13 protein-coding genes are annotated in these 13134 nt (G+C 64.3%); 10 read left to right on the forward strand and 3 right to left on the reverse strand.

Translation table 11 applies throughout. From position 1 onward, the window contains the following. Positions 1–28 precede the first annotated feature (28 nt). The gene (gene trpB, locus P353_RS23665) at positions 29–1231 is read right to left on the reverse strand and encodes a tryptophan synthase subunit beta (protein ID WP_034375109.1); all 1203 of its coding nucleotides are present in this window, start codon (positions 1229–1231) and stop codon (positions 29–31) included. 186 nt (positions 1232–1417) lie between these two features. Between trpB and P353_RS23670 the strand changes: the two genes are divergently transcribed. Both P353_RS23670 and P353_RS23675 read left to right on the forward strand, forming a co-directional pair. Next, a complete protein-coding gene (locus tag P353_RS23670; protein WP_034375110.1) occupies positions 1418–2851 on the forward strand; it encodes a DUF2868 domain-containing protein in 1434 nt (477 codons plus the stop codon). 2 nt (positions 2852–2853) lie between these two features. Beyond that, entirely contained in the window at positions 2854–4410 is a 1557-nt protein-coding gene (locus P353_RS23675; protein ID WP_034375111.1) for a DUF3482 domain-containing protein, read from the forward strand. Here the strand turns inward: P353_RS23675 and P353_RS23680 are convergent. Further along, positions 4385–5557 (reverse strand): sensor histidine kinase, encoded by a 1173-nt coding sequence (locus P353_RS23680; protein ID WP_034375113.1) that lies wholly within the window; start codon positions 5555–5557, stop codon positions 4385–4387. The two genes, P353_RS23675 and P353_RS23680, sit on opposite strands and share 26 nt — an antisense overlap. Then, positions 5542–6291 carry a response regulator gene (locus tag P353_RS23685; protein WP_196354124.1) on the reverse strand — a complete coding sequence of 250 codons (750 nt, stop codon included), beginning with the start codon at positions 6289–6291 and terminating at the stop codon, positions 5542–5544. The genes P353_RS23680 and P353_RS23685 overlap by 16 nt, the downstream gene beginning before the upstream one ends. 233 nt (positions 6292–6524) lie before the next feature. Here P353_RS23685 and P353_RS23690 point away from each other — a divergent pair, with 233 nt between their 5' ends. Genes P353_RS23690 through P353_RS23725 form a run of 8 tightly spaced genes read left to right on the forward strand, consistent with a single transcriptional unit; the run spans position 6525 to position 13133 of the window. Next, positions 6525–7913, forward strand: a complete 1389-nt coding sequence (locus P353_RS23690) for an efflux transporter outer membrane subunit (protein ID WP_034375115.1) — start codon at positions 6525–6527, stop codon at positions 7911–7913. Further along, on the forward strand, positions 7910–9058 hold the full coding sequence (locus P353_RS23695) for an ABC transporter permease (RefSeq protein ID WP_034375117.1): 1149 nt from the start codon (positions 7910–7912) through the stop codon (positions 9056–9058). Before P353_RS23690 ends, P353_RS23695 begins: the two co-directional genes overlap by 4 nt. A gap of 10 nt (positions 9059–9068) precedes the next feature. Continuing rightward, complete coding sequence (locus P353_RS23700) at positions 9069–9824, forward strand: ABC transporter ATP-binding protein (protein WP_080750660.1); 756 nt, start codon at positions 9069–9071, stop codon at positions 9822–9824. A gap of 2 nt (positions 9825–9826) precedes the next feature. After that, positions 9827–10762, forward strand: coding sequence for an HlyD family secretion protein (locus P353_RS23705; RefSeq protein ID WP_034375118.1), 936 nt, complete (start codon positions 9827–9829; stop codon positions 10760–10762). Beyond that, on the forward strand, positions 10755–11468 hold the full coding sequence (locus P353_RS23710) for an MtnX-like HAD-IB family phosphatase (protein ID WP_034375119.1): 714 nt from the start codon (positions 10755–10757) through the stop codon (positions 11466–11468). The genes P353_RS23705 and P353_RS23710 overlap by 8 nt, the downstream gene beginning before the upstream one ends. Beyond that, a complete protein-coding gene (locus P353_RS23715; protein WP_034375121.1) occupies positions 11465–12373 on the forward strand; it encodes an alpha/beta hydrolase in 909 nt (302 codons plus the stop codon). Before P353_RS23710 ends, P353_RS23715 begins: the two co-directional genes overlap by 4 nt. Beyond that, positions 12366–12734 carry an EamA family transporter gene (locus P353_RS23720; protein ID WP_034375122.1) on the forward strand — a complete coding sequence of 123 codons (369 nt, stop codon included), beginning with the start codon at positions 12366–12368 and terminating at the stop codon, positions 12732–12734. The genes P353_RS23715 and P353_RS23720 overlap by 8 nt, the downstream gene beginning before the upstream one ends. Before the next feature lie 12 nt (positions 12735–12746). Continuing rightward, positions 12747–13133 (forward strand): DMT family transporter, encoded by a 387-nt coding sequence (locus tag P353_RS23725; protein ID WP_003069549.1) that lies wholly within the window; start codon positions 12747–12749, stop codon positions 13131–13133. The last annotated feature ends 1 nt before the right edge of the window (position 13134 follow it).

The raw sequence follows: 13134 nt of genomic DNA on the forward strand, positions 1-13134 counted from the left end.
GGCGGCAGCCCTGTGCGGGATGAGGCTGTTACAGCCCCAGCTTCCTGGCGACGTAATCGGCATCCTTGTCGCCGCGGCCCGAGAGATTGACCAGAATATGCTGGTCCTTGCCGAGTCTGGGCGCCTCGCGCATGGCCCAGGCCACGGCGTGTGCACTTTCCAGAGCCGGGATGATGCCCTCCACACGCGACAGCGTCATGAAGGCATTCAGGCACTCCTTGTCGTCCACGGACTGGTAGTCCACGCGGCCTATATCCTTGAGATAGCTGTGCTGCGGACCCACGCCCGGGTAGTCCAGGCCCGAGGCAATGCTGTGCACGGCGGCCGGTGTGCCGTCGGCGTTCTCCAGCACATAGCATTTCATGCCGTGAATCTCGCCGGGCTTGCCAACCGACAGCGTGGCGGCATGGCGGCCGGGCTTGTCCACGCCCTCACCGGCAGGCTCCACGCCCACCAGATGCACGGACTCGTCACCCAGGAAGGCCGTGAAGATGCCCATGGCATTGCTTCCCCCGCCGACGCAGGCTGCCACATGGTCGGGCAGCTTGCCATGCCGGCTCTGGAACTGTTCGCGTGCCTCACGACCGACGATGGACTGGAAGTCCCGCACCATCATGGGAAAGGGGTGCGGTCCGACCACCGAGCCAATCGCGTAAATGGTGTTGACGGGGTCTTGCAGATAAACCTCGAAGGCGCTGTCCACGGCCTCCTTCAGCGTGGCTGCGCCGCGCGTCACGGGCACCAGATTGCAGCCCAGAATGCGCATCTTGGTGACGTTGGGGTGTTCCTTCTCGATATCCACCTGGCCCATGTGAATCTCGCAGGGAATGCCCACCAGTGCACAGGCCGTGGCCAGGGCCACGCCATGCTGGCCGGCGCCGGTCTCGGCAATGACTTTTTTCTTGCCCATGAACTTGGCCAGCAGCGCCTCACCCAGGCAGTGGTTGATCTTGTGCGCTCCCGTGTGATTCAGATCTTCGCGCTTGAGATGGATCTGCGCGCCGCCAAGTTGATCGGACAGACGCCTGGCGTGAAAGATGGGGCTGGGTCGGCCCACATAGTCGGCAAACAGCGCGGCCAGCTCGTCCTGGAAATCCTGGCGCTTGACGATCTCTTCATAGGCTGCGGCAATCTCGTCCATGCATTGCTTGAGCTCGGGCGGCACGAGCTGGCCGCCATAGGGGCCGAAGAAGCCTTGCGCATCGGGCATGGCCTGGGGGTTCTGGGTCATGGCTTGTCTCCTTGGTGTGTGGTGCAGCGAAGCTGCATTCATAGCACACGGCGGGCTCAAGGCGCTTGCAGGCAAGTCCGGATGGAATCAGCACAGAAAGGAACGCAGCGCTCAAGATGAAAGCGCTGACAGCTATTGTTTTGATATTGGCGGCAACCTGCTCCTGCTCTGAAACACAATAGCGACATGAAAGCCAGCTCAGCCCGCGATATTGTCTTTGCTCATGCTCTGGAAACCGCAGCTCCGCACGAGGCGCTGCCCACGGCCGAGCGCTGCACTGCCATCACGCAGGAGTGCCTGCACGCCCAGGGCAAGGTCAAGGGTGGCGGCCGCGCGGCGTTCGAAGGCTTTCTGCAAGAGCGGGCGCAACGCGTGATCGCTGCAGCGCAGCTGCCTGCCGACATACGGGCGATGGCCCGGCAGCGCGCCGGCATTTCGCGCTGGATGGTGCTGGTGGTGATGGCTGCGGCATCTGCGCTGGGCTTTGCGGGGCATGCGATCACCGACCCGCATCGTGTGGACCTGCTCTCTGCCTCCCTGATCGGTATCGTTCTGTGGAACTTGCTGGTCTATGTGCTGTTGCTGCTGACCTGGCTGCGCAGTCTGGTGCGGCGCAAGAAGACGGTGATTGCACCGCTGGAGCCCGAACAGGGTCAGGGCGCCGCGGCAGCGCCTAGCGGCTGGCTGCAGAAGCTGCAGGCAAGGAAGTGGAGTGTTTCGCGCGGCACGGGGCTGCGCAAGATGGCGCTGAACTTCGAGCGCAACTGGTGGCAGGTCAACCAGCGACCACGCCATGCGCAATGGCTCATGTGCCTGCATCTGGGGGCTGCAATGCTGGCGCTGGGAGCGCTGGCATCGCTATGGCTCACCGGTCTCACCAAGGCTTATCAAGTGGGCTGGGAGAGCACTTTCCTCTCGCCGTCTGCCGTGCAGACCTGTCTGAACATGCTGTTTGCGCCGGTGCAGCATCTGCTGGGCCTGGCACCGTGGAGTCTGGCGCAGATCCAGGCGCTGCAGGGCTGGTCGGCCGGTGATGCCGCAGATGCGGGGCCACGCTGGGTGCAGCTCTACAGCTGGCTGCTGGGCTTGATGGTGGTGGCGCCGCGCCTGCTGCTGGCGCTGTGGCAGGCAGCCAGGGTCTGGTGGTTGAGCCAGCATCTGGCCTTGCCGCTGCAGCAGCCCTATTTCCAGAAGCTGCAGCGTGACTGGGCGGGACGCGCAACGGCGCTGCTGGTGCAGCCCTACAGCCTGGACATCACGCCCGAGCGCGAGGCCGCCCTGCGCAACCACGTGGCGCAGAGCTACGGCGCTGGTGCGCAGCTTGAGCTGCTGCCTGTGCTGGCCTATGGCTCGCCCTTGCCGGACGCCTCGGTTGTTGACGCACAGCAGGTGCTGCTGCTCAATCTGGCTGCCACGCCGGAGGCGGAAATTCATGGCGTGCTGCTGGCGCAGGTATTGAACCGCTGGGGTGCGCAGACAGATGTGTGGCTATGGGCGGCGGATTTTCGTGCGCGCAACAGCGGTGCCCCGGCGCGAGTGCAGGAGCGCGAGCAGCTGTGGCGGGAATTCGTGCGTGGCACGGGCCTGAACCCGACCCTGGTGCCCGGCGCAGGAGTGTGATGATGAGTGAGAACAATGAGCTGGTCCCGATTGACAACAGCATTCAGTGGTGTCTTTTGTCGCACACCAATATCGGCAAGACTACGCTGACCCGTACGCTGATGGCCGACGACGTCGGCGAGATTGACGACGCAGCCCATGTGACCACGCAGTCGCAGCGCTATCTGCTTCAGAAAACGCAGCAGGGCGATGAGCTGTGGCTTTGGGATACGCCGGGTTTCGGCGACTCCGTGCGGCTTTATGAGCGCCTGCGGCTGCAGGGCAATCCGCTGGGCTGGTTTCTCAGCAATGTCTGGGACCGCTGGCGCGATAGGCCTTTTTACCTGAGCCAGCGTGCCTTGCTTGCTGCGCGCGATCATGCGGATGTGATGCTCTACCTCGTCAACGCGGCAGAAGACCCGGCCGATGCCGGCTACTGGAGCGCCGAGATGAACATACTGGCCTGGCTGAACAAGCCGGTCATCGTGCTGCTCAACCAGATCGGCAGCGACACCACGGCAGAGCAGACGCAGGAGGATTTGCGGCGCTGGCAGCAGGCGACGCAGAGCTTTCACAGTGTGGTGCGCGATGTGCTGGTGCTGGACGCCTTCACGCGCAGCTGGTGGCATGAGCGCAGGATGATGCAGAGCATTGCGCCGCTGTTGCCTGGCTCCAAACAGCCCGCCTATCAGCGTCTGCTGGAGCAGCGGGCCGGGCAGCAGCAGCAGCGAGAGCAGGCGAGCCTGGCGGTCATGGCAGAGCAGTTGCTGGCGACGGCGGGGCTGCATGAAAAGCTCGATCCCGAGCAAGGCAGGCTGCTGGCACGTGCCTGGCAAAGCCTGAGCCAGCTCACCACCAAACTGGGCAAATCGGCAGAGGGTGAAGAGCGGCTCGGAACGCAAGCCAGGGCGGCTGTGCAGCGGCTGCTGCAGGCTTTGCGTCAGGCCGATGTGCAGGCCACCCAGCGCTTGCTCGAGATTCATGGACTCGACGGTCAGGCGGCCAGTCAGATTCAGGAGCAATTGCGCAGCCAGCTTCAGATCACAACGCCCGTGGATGCACAGGCGGCCAGCTTGTGGGGGGCGTTGACTGCCGGTGCGGCCACAGGACTGGGGGCCGATCTGATGGCAGGAGGTTTGACGCTGGGTGCCGGCGCCCTGGTGGGCGCGCTGTTGGGGGCGCTCACCTTTGGGGGAGCGGCCTGGGGGGCGAACAAGATGTTCGACCAGGAGCAGCAGAGCTTTCAACTCTCGACCGACTATCTGAACGCCGCAGTGAGTCAGGTATTGCTCAAGTACCTGCTGATCTCGCATTTCGGCCGTGGTCGCGGTCGCTACACCAGCCCTGCTGCGCCCAGTCAATGGAGTGAGCTGACCCAGGGCGCGGTGCAGACCCATGCCGCGCGATGGGCTGCACTCTGGGCGCAGCTGCGCGAAGCACATGCCGCAGGGGCGGCTACCGATGCGCAGAGAGTCGCCATGATGGAGCTGCTCTCGCAAAGCCTGCAGCAGATCATGGCCGATCTCTATCCGGGGCTGAACGCAGAGTCCGGTGTCAGAGACGGGGAAAGCGCACCGTAAACAGGGCACCGCCACGCTCGGACACGCCGGCGCTGACGGTCCCGCCCTGTGAAGTCACCAGTGCCTTGACGATGGACAGGCCCAGACCCGAGCCTTCTCTGCGACGCTTGCCGGGAGTCTGGACAAAGCGCTGGAAGGGGTGGGCCTGAACTTCGTCAGCAAGGCCGGGCCCCGCATCGCCCACTTCCAGGGTCACCCATGACTGGTTCTGGTGGTCGGAGGTCGTATGCACCCGGATGCTCAGCCAGTGGCCGCTGCTGGCATGACGCAGCACGTTGCTGATGAGGTTGGTGGTGATCTGGCGCAAGCGATCGACGTCGGCTTTGATGTCGGTGCTGCCATCGCCGTCCTGCATTGGCAGATCCAGTGACAGCGCCATGTCCAGCTTTTGCAGCTGCGGGTGCAGGTCCTCGACGACATCGCTGACCAGTGCAGCAAGGTCTATGCGTTCCTTGCGCAGGGACAGCTGTCCTGCGTCGGCCATGGACAGGGTGTGCAGATCGCCGACCAGCCGTCCCAGATGCTCGACCTGGGCCAGCAGCGTCCTCATCTCGGCCTGGCTGGAGTCGATGACGCCGTCGCAGATCGCGTGCAGGCGAGCCTGCAACACCGTCAAAGGGGTGCGCAGCTCGTGGGAGATGGAGGCGGCCGTGGCGAGGCGCTCCGCTTCCAGAGTCTCCAGCGAATCGACCATGCCGTTGAAGGCGTCGATCATCTCGGCCATCTCGCCATGGGCGTTGCCTTTGACGGCTCTGGAGGCCAGATCGCCACGTTCCACGCGCGCAGCCACCTCCACCATGGAGGCCAGCGGGCTGGTGATGCGTCGCGAAATCCAGAAGCCCACGGCCATGCCGAAAGGCAGGCTGACAGCCAGGCCGATGACCAGCGACCATTTCTCGCCAAACAGGCGGTCGCCTTCCCAGTACTCGGAGTAGATCTGAAGGGCTCTGGGGCTGTCTTCCAGATCCTGGGACTTCAGCGCTTCCAGCTCGGTTCTGACGGGGCCTGGCAGGTGGCGGTAGAACTCGCGGTACTGCAGTTCGGAAAACGCCAGCACGCCAATCGCCAGGGAGGCAATGGCCAGCAGCACGGCAGCCGTGATCCACAGACCAAAGCGGACCCAGATGCGGTTCAGTCCCAGGGCCATAGACGATAGCCAATACCGCGCACGGTTTCGATCAGCCCGTCCTGGCCGGCCAGTTGCAGCTTGCGGCGCAGTTTGGAGAGGTGGGAGTCGATCACCCGCTCCAGCGCATCGCTTTCCGGCAGGCAGTTCTCAATCAGGTAGGCACGTGAAAAGCAGCGGCGTGGCTGGGCCGCCAGGCAGGCCAGCAGACGGAATTCCGTGAGCGTCAGTGCCAGGGGCACGGCCTGGCCCGCATCGTCATAGACGGCAGCACTGTGAGCTTCCACGTCGATCTCTATCGGTCCGACGCGTATGGGGGCGGCCACCGGCGCAGGCTTGGCCTGGGTGCGGCGCAGCACGGCACGCACCCGGGCCACCACCTCGGGAGGGTTGAAAGGCTTGACCACATAGTCGTCCGCTCCCAGGCGCAGTGCCAGCAGCTTGTCCACATCGTCTGCCAGGGCCGTCACCATGATGACGGGGACATCGCTGTCATTGCGAATCATGCGCAGCACATCCACTCCATCGACCTTGGGCAGATGAATGTCTAGCAGCACCAGGTCCGGGCGCAGCTGGCGAAAGCTCTGCAGGGCTTCCTCGCCGTCTTGCGCCATGCGAATGCGCATGCCGTCGCGCTCCAGATAGGCGCTGAGAACGCCCGCAATTCCGGGTTCGTCTTCGACCACAAGCACCATGGGCGTGGAAGCAGGTTGAGCAAAAGTAGTCATGGTTTTGTGTGCAGCAAAGTCATGCATCTGCTGGACTCCCTGAAACTTGTTATCTGCACATTATGTGCGTTGCCGCTGCAATAGCCGAATGGCTACGGTTCTCCATAATTCCTACATAAACCCTGCAATCTGGCGAAAGCTTGCTGCCGTCCAATGGCGAGCATGGAAAGCTGTTTCCGCTTTCTGCAGGTTCCCGGGTGACATCTATAGCTTGAGCCAACTGCGCTGTGATATTTCCTTCTCACGTCTCGCGTCTTCGCATGGGCAGTCTGTGTCTGTGTGCCTTGTCGTTGCTGGCAGGCTGTGCTGCGCCCGAGGCAGTCAAGCTGGACCGGACCACGCCACCTCAGTGGCAGCAGCAGGAGTCGGCTCAAAAGTCGGACCCTGCGGCATTGGCCCACTGGTGGCGCGCCTGGAATGACCCCGCGCTGAATGCGCTGGTGGATGAGGCGCTGTCCCAGAACCTTGATGTGGCTCAGGCTGTGCTGCGTCTGCGTCAGCAGCGTTTGCTGGCCGGTACGGCCGATGCGGCTTTTCGCCCCACGGTCAGCACCGGAGCGCGGACCCTGCAGGATATTGCAGCAGTTGATACTTACTTTCATGCCAGCATTGATGTGAGCTGGGACCTGGGCCTGTTTGGTGACTCCGAAGCGGCGCGCCGCGCAGGCACGGCCGGCGTGCTGGATGCGCAAGCCCAGCTGCATGCAGCGCGGGTGGCGCTGGTGGCCGATGTGGTGCACCGTTATCTCGATATCCGGCTGGCCCAGGTGCAGCGCAGCTTGGCCGAGAGGCAATTGCAGCAGGCACAGCGACAGTTGCAGCTCTTGCAGATTCGGCATGAGCAGAGGCTGACAGATGCCCAGTCTCTGGAGCAGCAAAAGTTGCAGCTGCGCACCGCACAGTCTCAGCTGTTCACCTTGAACGAAGCCCAGGCGCGCGCCGCCCATGCGCTGGCTGCCCTGCTGGGACGCGAGCGTGCCGAGCCGCAGTGGCTGCAGCCCGGGACGGATGCCGCGTTGCCCGCAATGCAGGCGCTTGCCGTGCTGCCGGCAGACCTGCTGCGCAGCCGCCCCGATATTCAAAGCGCCGAGGCCGCAGTGGAGCAGGCCGCGGCCGAGGTCGGTGTGTCACGCGCGGCGCTCTATCCGCGACTGACCCTGACGGGATCCTTGTTGTACGCATACAACCTGACGCGCAATCACCGCACGACTTCGGACTCCATCCCCATGGTCGGTCCGCAGATCGATATTCCGCTCTTTGACTGGGGGCGCCGCCGTGCCGTGGCAGACGGCAAGGAGTTGGCGCTGCAGGCCAGCATCAAGGCATACCGCCAGACCGTGCTCAATGGCATTGCCGAGGCTGAAACCGCCCTGGCAGCGGTTGCCGCCCAGCAGCAAAGGCAGCAGCAGCTGCAGTCCGAGAGACAGATCCATGCCGGGCGCGAGAAGGCCCAGGCAGTGCGCCAGCAACTGGGCCTGTCCAGCGAGCTTGCGGGCATCGATAGCGCCCGCGCCAGCCTGCAAAACCAGAGCGAGCTGGCAACCGCCAGGGCTGCCGAGGCGCTGGCCTATGTGGCTCTCTACAAGGCTGTGGGTGCTGCGCCTGTCGATGCTGCGCTTGTTACCCGGACCACAGAGGTCCAGCCATGATTGCCCTGGCGCGCAAGACGCTGATCTATGAGTGGAGGCGCTTCGTCCCCTCGGTGTTCGCCGTGGGCTTTTCGGGCGTTCTGCTGGCCATGCAGGCCGCCTTGGTGCTGGGCATCTTCGGCTCTGCCGCGATCTACGTGACGGCTTCTTCGGCGGATCTCTGGGTGGGCTATCCGGGTACGCAAAGCGTGAACTTCGGGCGCAATATCGGCAGCGATGTGGAGATGCGTCTGCGCATGGATCCCGATGTGGCGGCCGTGGAATCCTATGTCTGGGTCGATGGTGACTGGCGCGCGCGCGCCGGTGCCCAGGGCGCGACCGGGGGCGGAGTCTCGGTCTATCTCTCGGGCGTCAGCACTGCGGACAACTCCATGATGTTCACCAAGGTGCTCACCTCCTGGCAGCGGCAGCTGCTGCGCGAGCCCGGTGCCGTGATTGTGGACCGGGCGGACCTGGGGACTCTGGGCGCGCAGGAAGGCAGCACGGCCTGGGTCAACAACCATGCGGTCAAGATCGTGGCGGCCGTCGACGGCTTGCGCGGGCTGGGCGGCGTCAACGTGATTGCCTCGCTCAGCACGGCCCGCGAAATTGCAGAAACCAGTGCCGAGCATGGCAGCACCTATTTCGTGGCGCGCCTCAGGCAAGGAGCCAAGGCAGGCGAGGCACAGGCGAGATTGAGCCAGTCCAGCAGCAGCTTCGGCCCGTACGAGGTCTGGACGGCGGATGCCTTTGCGCGCCGCTCGCAGCGTTACTGGATGCTCGATACCGGAGCGGGTGCCGGCGTGCTCTTCATGGCCGTCATCGTCTGCCTGGTGGGCGCCATCGTGACCAGCCAGTCGCTCAAGGCGGTGGTGGCGGGGTCTGCCCGCGAGTATGCGGTGCTCAACGCCCTGGGCGTGAGCCGGGCAGCCCTGGGCCGCGTGGTGGTCGAGCAGGCCTGCTGGATCGGCGGCCTGGGCTTTGTGCTGGCGGCACTGGCCAGCGCGGTGCTGCTCAGCATTGCATCCACCTATCGCGTCCCTGTGGCCCTCAACCTGTCCGCGGTACTCGCGTGCGGCTTTCTGGTGGCCGTGCTGTCGCTGCTGTCGGGTCTGGGCGCCATGCGCAGCCTGCTGCGTGCTGACCCGGCAACCCTGTTGCGTTAAGGCCTGAAACATGCAAGCCGAGACCATGGAACGCGTCAAAACACCTGCTGCAGCCAAGGATGCTGTGCCCAGCCTCGAGGCTGTGCGCCTCGACAAATCCTTTGTGTCGGGCATCGTCCAGGTGCATGTGCTGCAAGGACTGTCCGTCAGCCTCTATGCGGGAGAGTTGAGCCTGATCTCCGGCCCTTCGGGCTGCGGCAAAAGCACGCTGCTGTCCCTGATGTCGGGTCTGCAGAAGCCCGATGCCGGCCACGCACTGGCACTGGGCGAGGATCTGGCCAAGCTCAGCACGGCAGCGCTGGAGAAATTTCGTCTGCGCCATACGGGCTTCGTCTTCCAGGGCTTCAATCTGTTTCCGGCCTTGACGGCACTGGAGCAGGTGCAGCTGCCGCTGGGCTATATGGGGCTCAGAAGCGCCGAGACATTGCGCCGAGCCAAGGAGGCGCTCGATGAAGTGGGGCTCTCGCACCGCAGTCATATGCGCCCGGCCCAGCTGTCGGGCGGCGAGAAGCAGCGTGTGGCCATCGCACGTGCCATGGCCAAGCAGCCCCGTCTGCTGTTCGCCGACGAGCCCACCAGTGCGCTGGATGCCGAGAGCGGCCAGCGCGTCATTGACTTGCTGCACCGCGCAGCGCGCACGCACGGCACCACGGTGCTCTGCGTCAGCCATGACCCGCGTCTGGTGCGCCACGCCGATCGTGTGCTGGGCATGGAAGACGGCGCCATTCGCAGCGACTGGCGCCAGAACAGCCCCATCAAGGAATAAACATGAACCCAAGCCCATTTCGTCTCAGCATTGTGTCGGGCGCGCCGCTGCTGGCGGCTGCCGTGCTGATGCTGGGCGGGTGCTCTCCGTCTCAGGACGCAGCCTCCGTGATCACGCCGGCTGCAGCCCAGATCAAGCCTCAAAGCCAGGTAGCCGTTGCACGGGGCAAGATCGATGTAGAAGGCGGTCTGCTCGACCTCTCGTCGGCCGCATCGGGCGTGGTGCAGCAATTGCTGGTCAAGGAAGGCCAGAGCGTACAGAAAGGCCAGCTGGTGCTGCGTCTCGCGGACGACGCAGCGCGCGCCGATCTGGCGGTGGCGGAGTCCGAGCTGCAGCTGGCACAGACCAAACTCAAGATGCGCCAGGATCGCCTGCCCGCGCTCAAGGCCACGCTGACGCGCTGGCAGGTCGCTGCCAAACAGGGTGCGGCGGACCTGCAGAGCGTGGACGAAGCCGTGCAGGCCCTGCGTGACGCGCAGTCCGAAGTGGATATTGCGGCTGCGGAAGTCACGGTCGCCAAGCGCAAGGCCGAGCAGCTGCGCGCCCTGGCGCAGCGCCACGAGCTGCGTGCGCCCGAGGCCGCCGTAGTGGTGCGCCTGCTGGCCCAGAGCGGCAGCATGCTGCAAAGCGGCAGCCCGGTGGCGGTGCTGCTGCCCAAGCGCCCTCTGATCGTGCGGGCCGAAGTCAACGAAAGCTATGTGACGGCGATTCGCGAAGGCATGAAAGCCCAGGTGGCCGCTGACGCAGACGGCAGCGCTGCCCGGCAGGAGCTTCCCGCTGCGACCGTGCTGCGCATCAGTCCCGTCTACGGCACGGCCCGGCTGCAGGACGACGCGCAGCGTGGCCCGGTAAGAGTTGTGGAATGCGTGCTGGCGTTTGACCAGCCGCCCGCCAATGTCAAGGTCGGTCAGAACGTGAGGGTCAGTTTCCATGAATAAGCGCATTCAGATTTTCTCGTCGCCGGCAGGTACAGCTTCGACCGGCTGGATGGTGCAAAGCGATTTCGACGGCACCATCAGCCTGCTGGACGTGACCGATACCCTGCTCAACCGCTTTGGCAAGCTGGGCTGGCAGGACCTGGAAGACGCTTGGGAGCGTGGGGATATCGGCTCGCGCGAATGCATGAAGGGGCAGGTGGCCTTGCTGGACATGAGCGAGGCCGAACTGCAAAAGCATCTGGACGGCATAGAGATCGACGAGCACTTTGCCGGCTTCGTGGCCGAGGCCAGGCTGCATGGCATCAAGGTGCAGGTCGTCAGCGACGGCATTGACTATGCGATTCGCCATGTGCTCGCACGCCATGGTCTCGGGGATCTGGAAGTCATCGCCAATCACCTGGTGCAGACGGGAGAGCGCAGCTGGCGACTGGATTCGCCCTGGGCCAGCAATCGCTGCACACGGGCCAGCGGCAACTGCAAGTGCGAACGCCTGGCCGAGCAGCAGGCCGTGCACGGGCGGGTGCTCTATATCGGCGACAGCACGTCGGACTTCTGCGTTTCCGGCAAGGCGGATTTCGTGCTGGCCAAGTACAAGCTCATCGACTATTGCGAGAGCCAGGGGATTGCCCATGCGCGCTTCGAGCATTTTGCGCAGGCCACCCAGCTGCTGGAGCAGGTCGTGCTCGGCATGGAGCAGACTGCATGAATGCCGCCGATGGATTGGGGCTGCTGCTGCAGCCGGATTTGCAGCAGCTGTGCGTGACGCCGCATGAGTTCGTCATGCCTGGCGAGGGCCGCAATGCCCGCACGGGCGTGCTGCTGATTCATGGCCTGACCGGCACGCCGGCCGAGATGCGCTTGCTCGCAAAAGGGCTGAACAAGCAGGGCTTCACGGTCTACGGGGTGCAGCTGGCAGGGCATTGCGGCAGCATGGAAGACCTGGTGGCAGCCCGCTGGACGGACTGGCTGGCAAGTGTGGAGTCGGGTCTGCAGCGCTTTTCACTGCATGTGGACCATGTGGTGGTCGGCGGTCTGTCCATGGGGGCGCTGCTGTCGCTGGCCGTGGCCGAGCGCCATCCCGACAAGGTGGCCGGCGTCTGCGCGCTGTCCACCACCTTCCGCTATGACGGCTGGAGCATTCCGGCCTATACCAAGCTGGCGTTCCTGCTGCCGCTGTTCCGCCTGCTGGGCATCGGCCGCAACAGCGTCTTCATGGAGGCACCGCCCTACGGCATCAAGGACGAGGCCTTGCGCGCGCGCGTGGTCGAGCAGATGAACAGCGGCGACAGCTCTGCCGCAGGCCTGCCCGGCAATCCCTGGTGGAGCGTCATCGAGCTGCGTGCCCTGTCCGCGAATGTGCAGGCCAGACTGGCGCAGCTGCGTTCGCCCTGTCTGGTCATGCATGCCCGGGAAGACGATATTTCCTCGGTCAGCAATGCCCACGATATCCAGCGCGGCGCGGTCAACGCCCATGTCGACCTGGTGCTGCTGGACAATTGCTATCACATGATCACCATCGACCGCGAGCGCCGCACCGTGATCGCCAAGCTCAACGAATTCATCGCGCGCATCGCCAGCTCGGCGGCGCCTGCCAGGGGTGCGAATGGGTAGTGATCTCTCGCCCCTGGTGGTGACGCTGTGGATACTCAATGTGCTGGTGGACAGTGGCGGACAGCTGGCTTTCAAGGCGGCGGCCAGCGAGCCGGGGCATCGCAATGGCACGGAGCGCTGGCGCTTCATGCTGGCCAGGCCCTGGCTGTGGGTGGGCATTACCTGCTATGTGGCCGAGTTCCTGGTCTGGCTGGCGTTTCTGTCGCTGGTGCCTCTGTCGGACGGGGTGCTGCTGGGCTCCATCAACATCGTCGCCATCATGATTCTGGGCCGGGTGCTGTTTCGCGAAAAGCTCGCGCCCATGCGCGTGGCCGGCATCGTGCTGGTGTCCATAGGCGTGGCCATCGTTGGATTGCACTGAGGGCCGTCGGCTATGAAGCGTTTTTACATTGTCGGCTTTCTGGTACTCATGGCCTTTGACACGCTGGCGCAGCTCAGCTTCAAGCAGGCTGGTGATTCCGCTTTGCCGCTGGAGTTCTCGACCGGCTGGCTGCTGCGCGTGTTCAGCCAGCCCTGGATCTATGGTGCCTTCGTGGGTTACATCGGGGCCTTTTTCACCTGGATGAGCCTGCTCAAGCACGCTCCCATCGGCCCGGCATTTGCCGCCTCGCATCTGGAGATCATCTCGGTGCTGGCGATCTCGTACTGGCTGTTCAACGAGCCCATTGGCTGGCCTCAGATCATTGGCTGTCTGTTCATCGTGGCCGGCATCATGTGCCTGGCCGTGAGCGAGAAGCCAGAGGCAGAGCAGGCCGCCTGAG

Source organism: Comamonas testosteroni, assembly GCF_000761245.1.
Lineage (GTDB): Bacteria > Pseudomonadota > Gammaproteobacteria > Burkholderiales > Burkholderiaceae_C > Comamonas > Comamonas testosteroni_C.

Bases quoted from the DNA above. Each gene is read 5' to 3' on its own strand.
- trpB (WP_034375109.1), bottom strand. From the start codon at position 1,231: ATGACCCAGAACCCCCAGGCCATGCCCGATGCGCAAGGCTTCTTCGGC.
- P353_RS23670 (WP_034375110.1), top strand. From the start codon at position 1,418: ATGAAAGCCAGCTCAGCCCGCGATATTGTCTTTGCTCATGCTCTGGAA.
- P353_RS23675 (WP_034375111.1), top strand. From the start codon at position 2,854: ATGAGTGAGAACAATGAGCTGGTCCCGATTGACAACAGCATTCAGTGG.
- P353_RS23680 (WP_034375113.1), bottom strand. From the start codon at position 5,557: ATGGCCCTGGGACTGAACCGCATCTGGGTCCGCTTTGGTCTGTGGATC.
- P353_RS23685 (WP_196354124.1), bottom strand. From the start codon at position 6,291: ATGCATGACTTTGCTGCACACAAAACCATGACTACTTTTGCTCAACCT.
- P353_RS23690 (WP_034375115.1), top strand. From the start codon at position 6,525: ATGGGCAGTCTGTGTCTGTGTGCCTTGTCGTTGCTGGCAGGCTGTGCT.
- P353_RS23695 (WP_034375117.1), top strand. From the start codon at position 7,910: ATGATTGCCCTGGCGCGCAAGACGCTGATCTATGAGTGGAGGCGCTTC.
- P353_RS23700 (WP_080750660.1), top strand. From the start codon at position 9,069: ATGCAAGCCGAGACCATGGAACGCGTCAAAACACCTGCTGCAGCCAAG.
- P353_RS23705 (WP_034375118.1), top strand. From the start codon at position 9,827: ATGAACCCAAGCCCATTTCGTCTCAGCATTGTGTCGGGCGCGCCGCTG.
- P353_RS23710 (WP_034375119.1), top strand. From the start codon at position 10,755: ATGAATAAGCGCATTCAGATTTTCTCGTCGCCGGCAGGTACAGCTTCG.
- P353_RS23715 (WP_034375121.1), top strand. From the start codon at position 11,465: ATGAATGCCGCCGATGGATTGGGGCTGCTGCTGCAGCCGGATTTGCAG.
- P353_RS23720 (WP_034375122.1), top strand. From the start codon at position 12,366: ATGGGTAGTGATCTCTCGCCCCTGGTGGTGACGCTGTGGATACTCAAT.
- P353_RS23725 (WP_003069549.1), top strand. From the start codon at position 12,747: ATGAAGCGTTTTTACATTGTCGGCTTTCTGGTACTCATGGCCTTTGAC.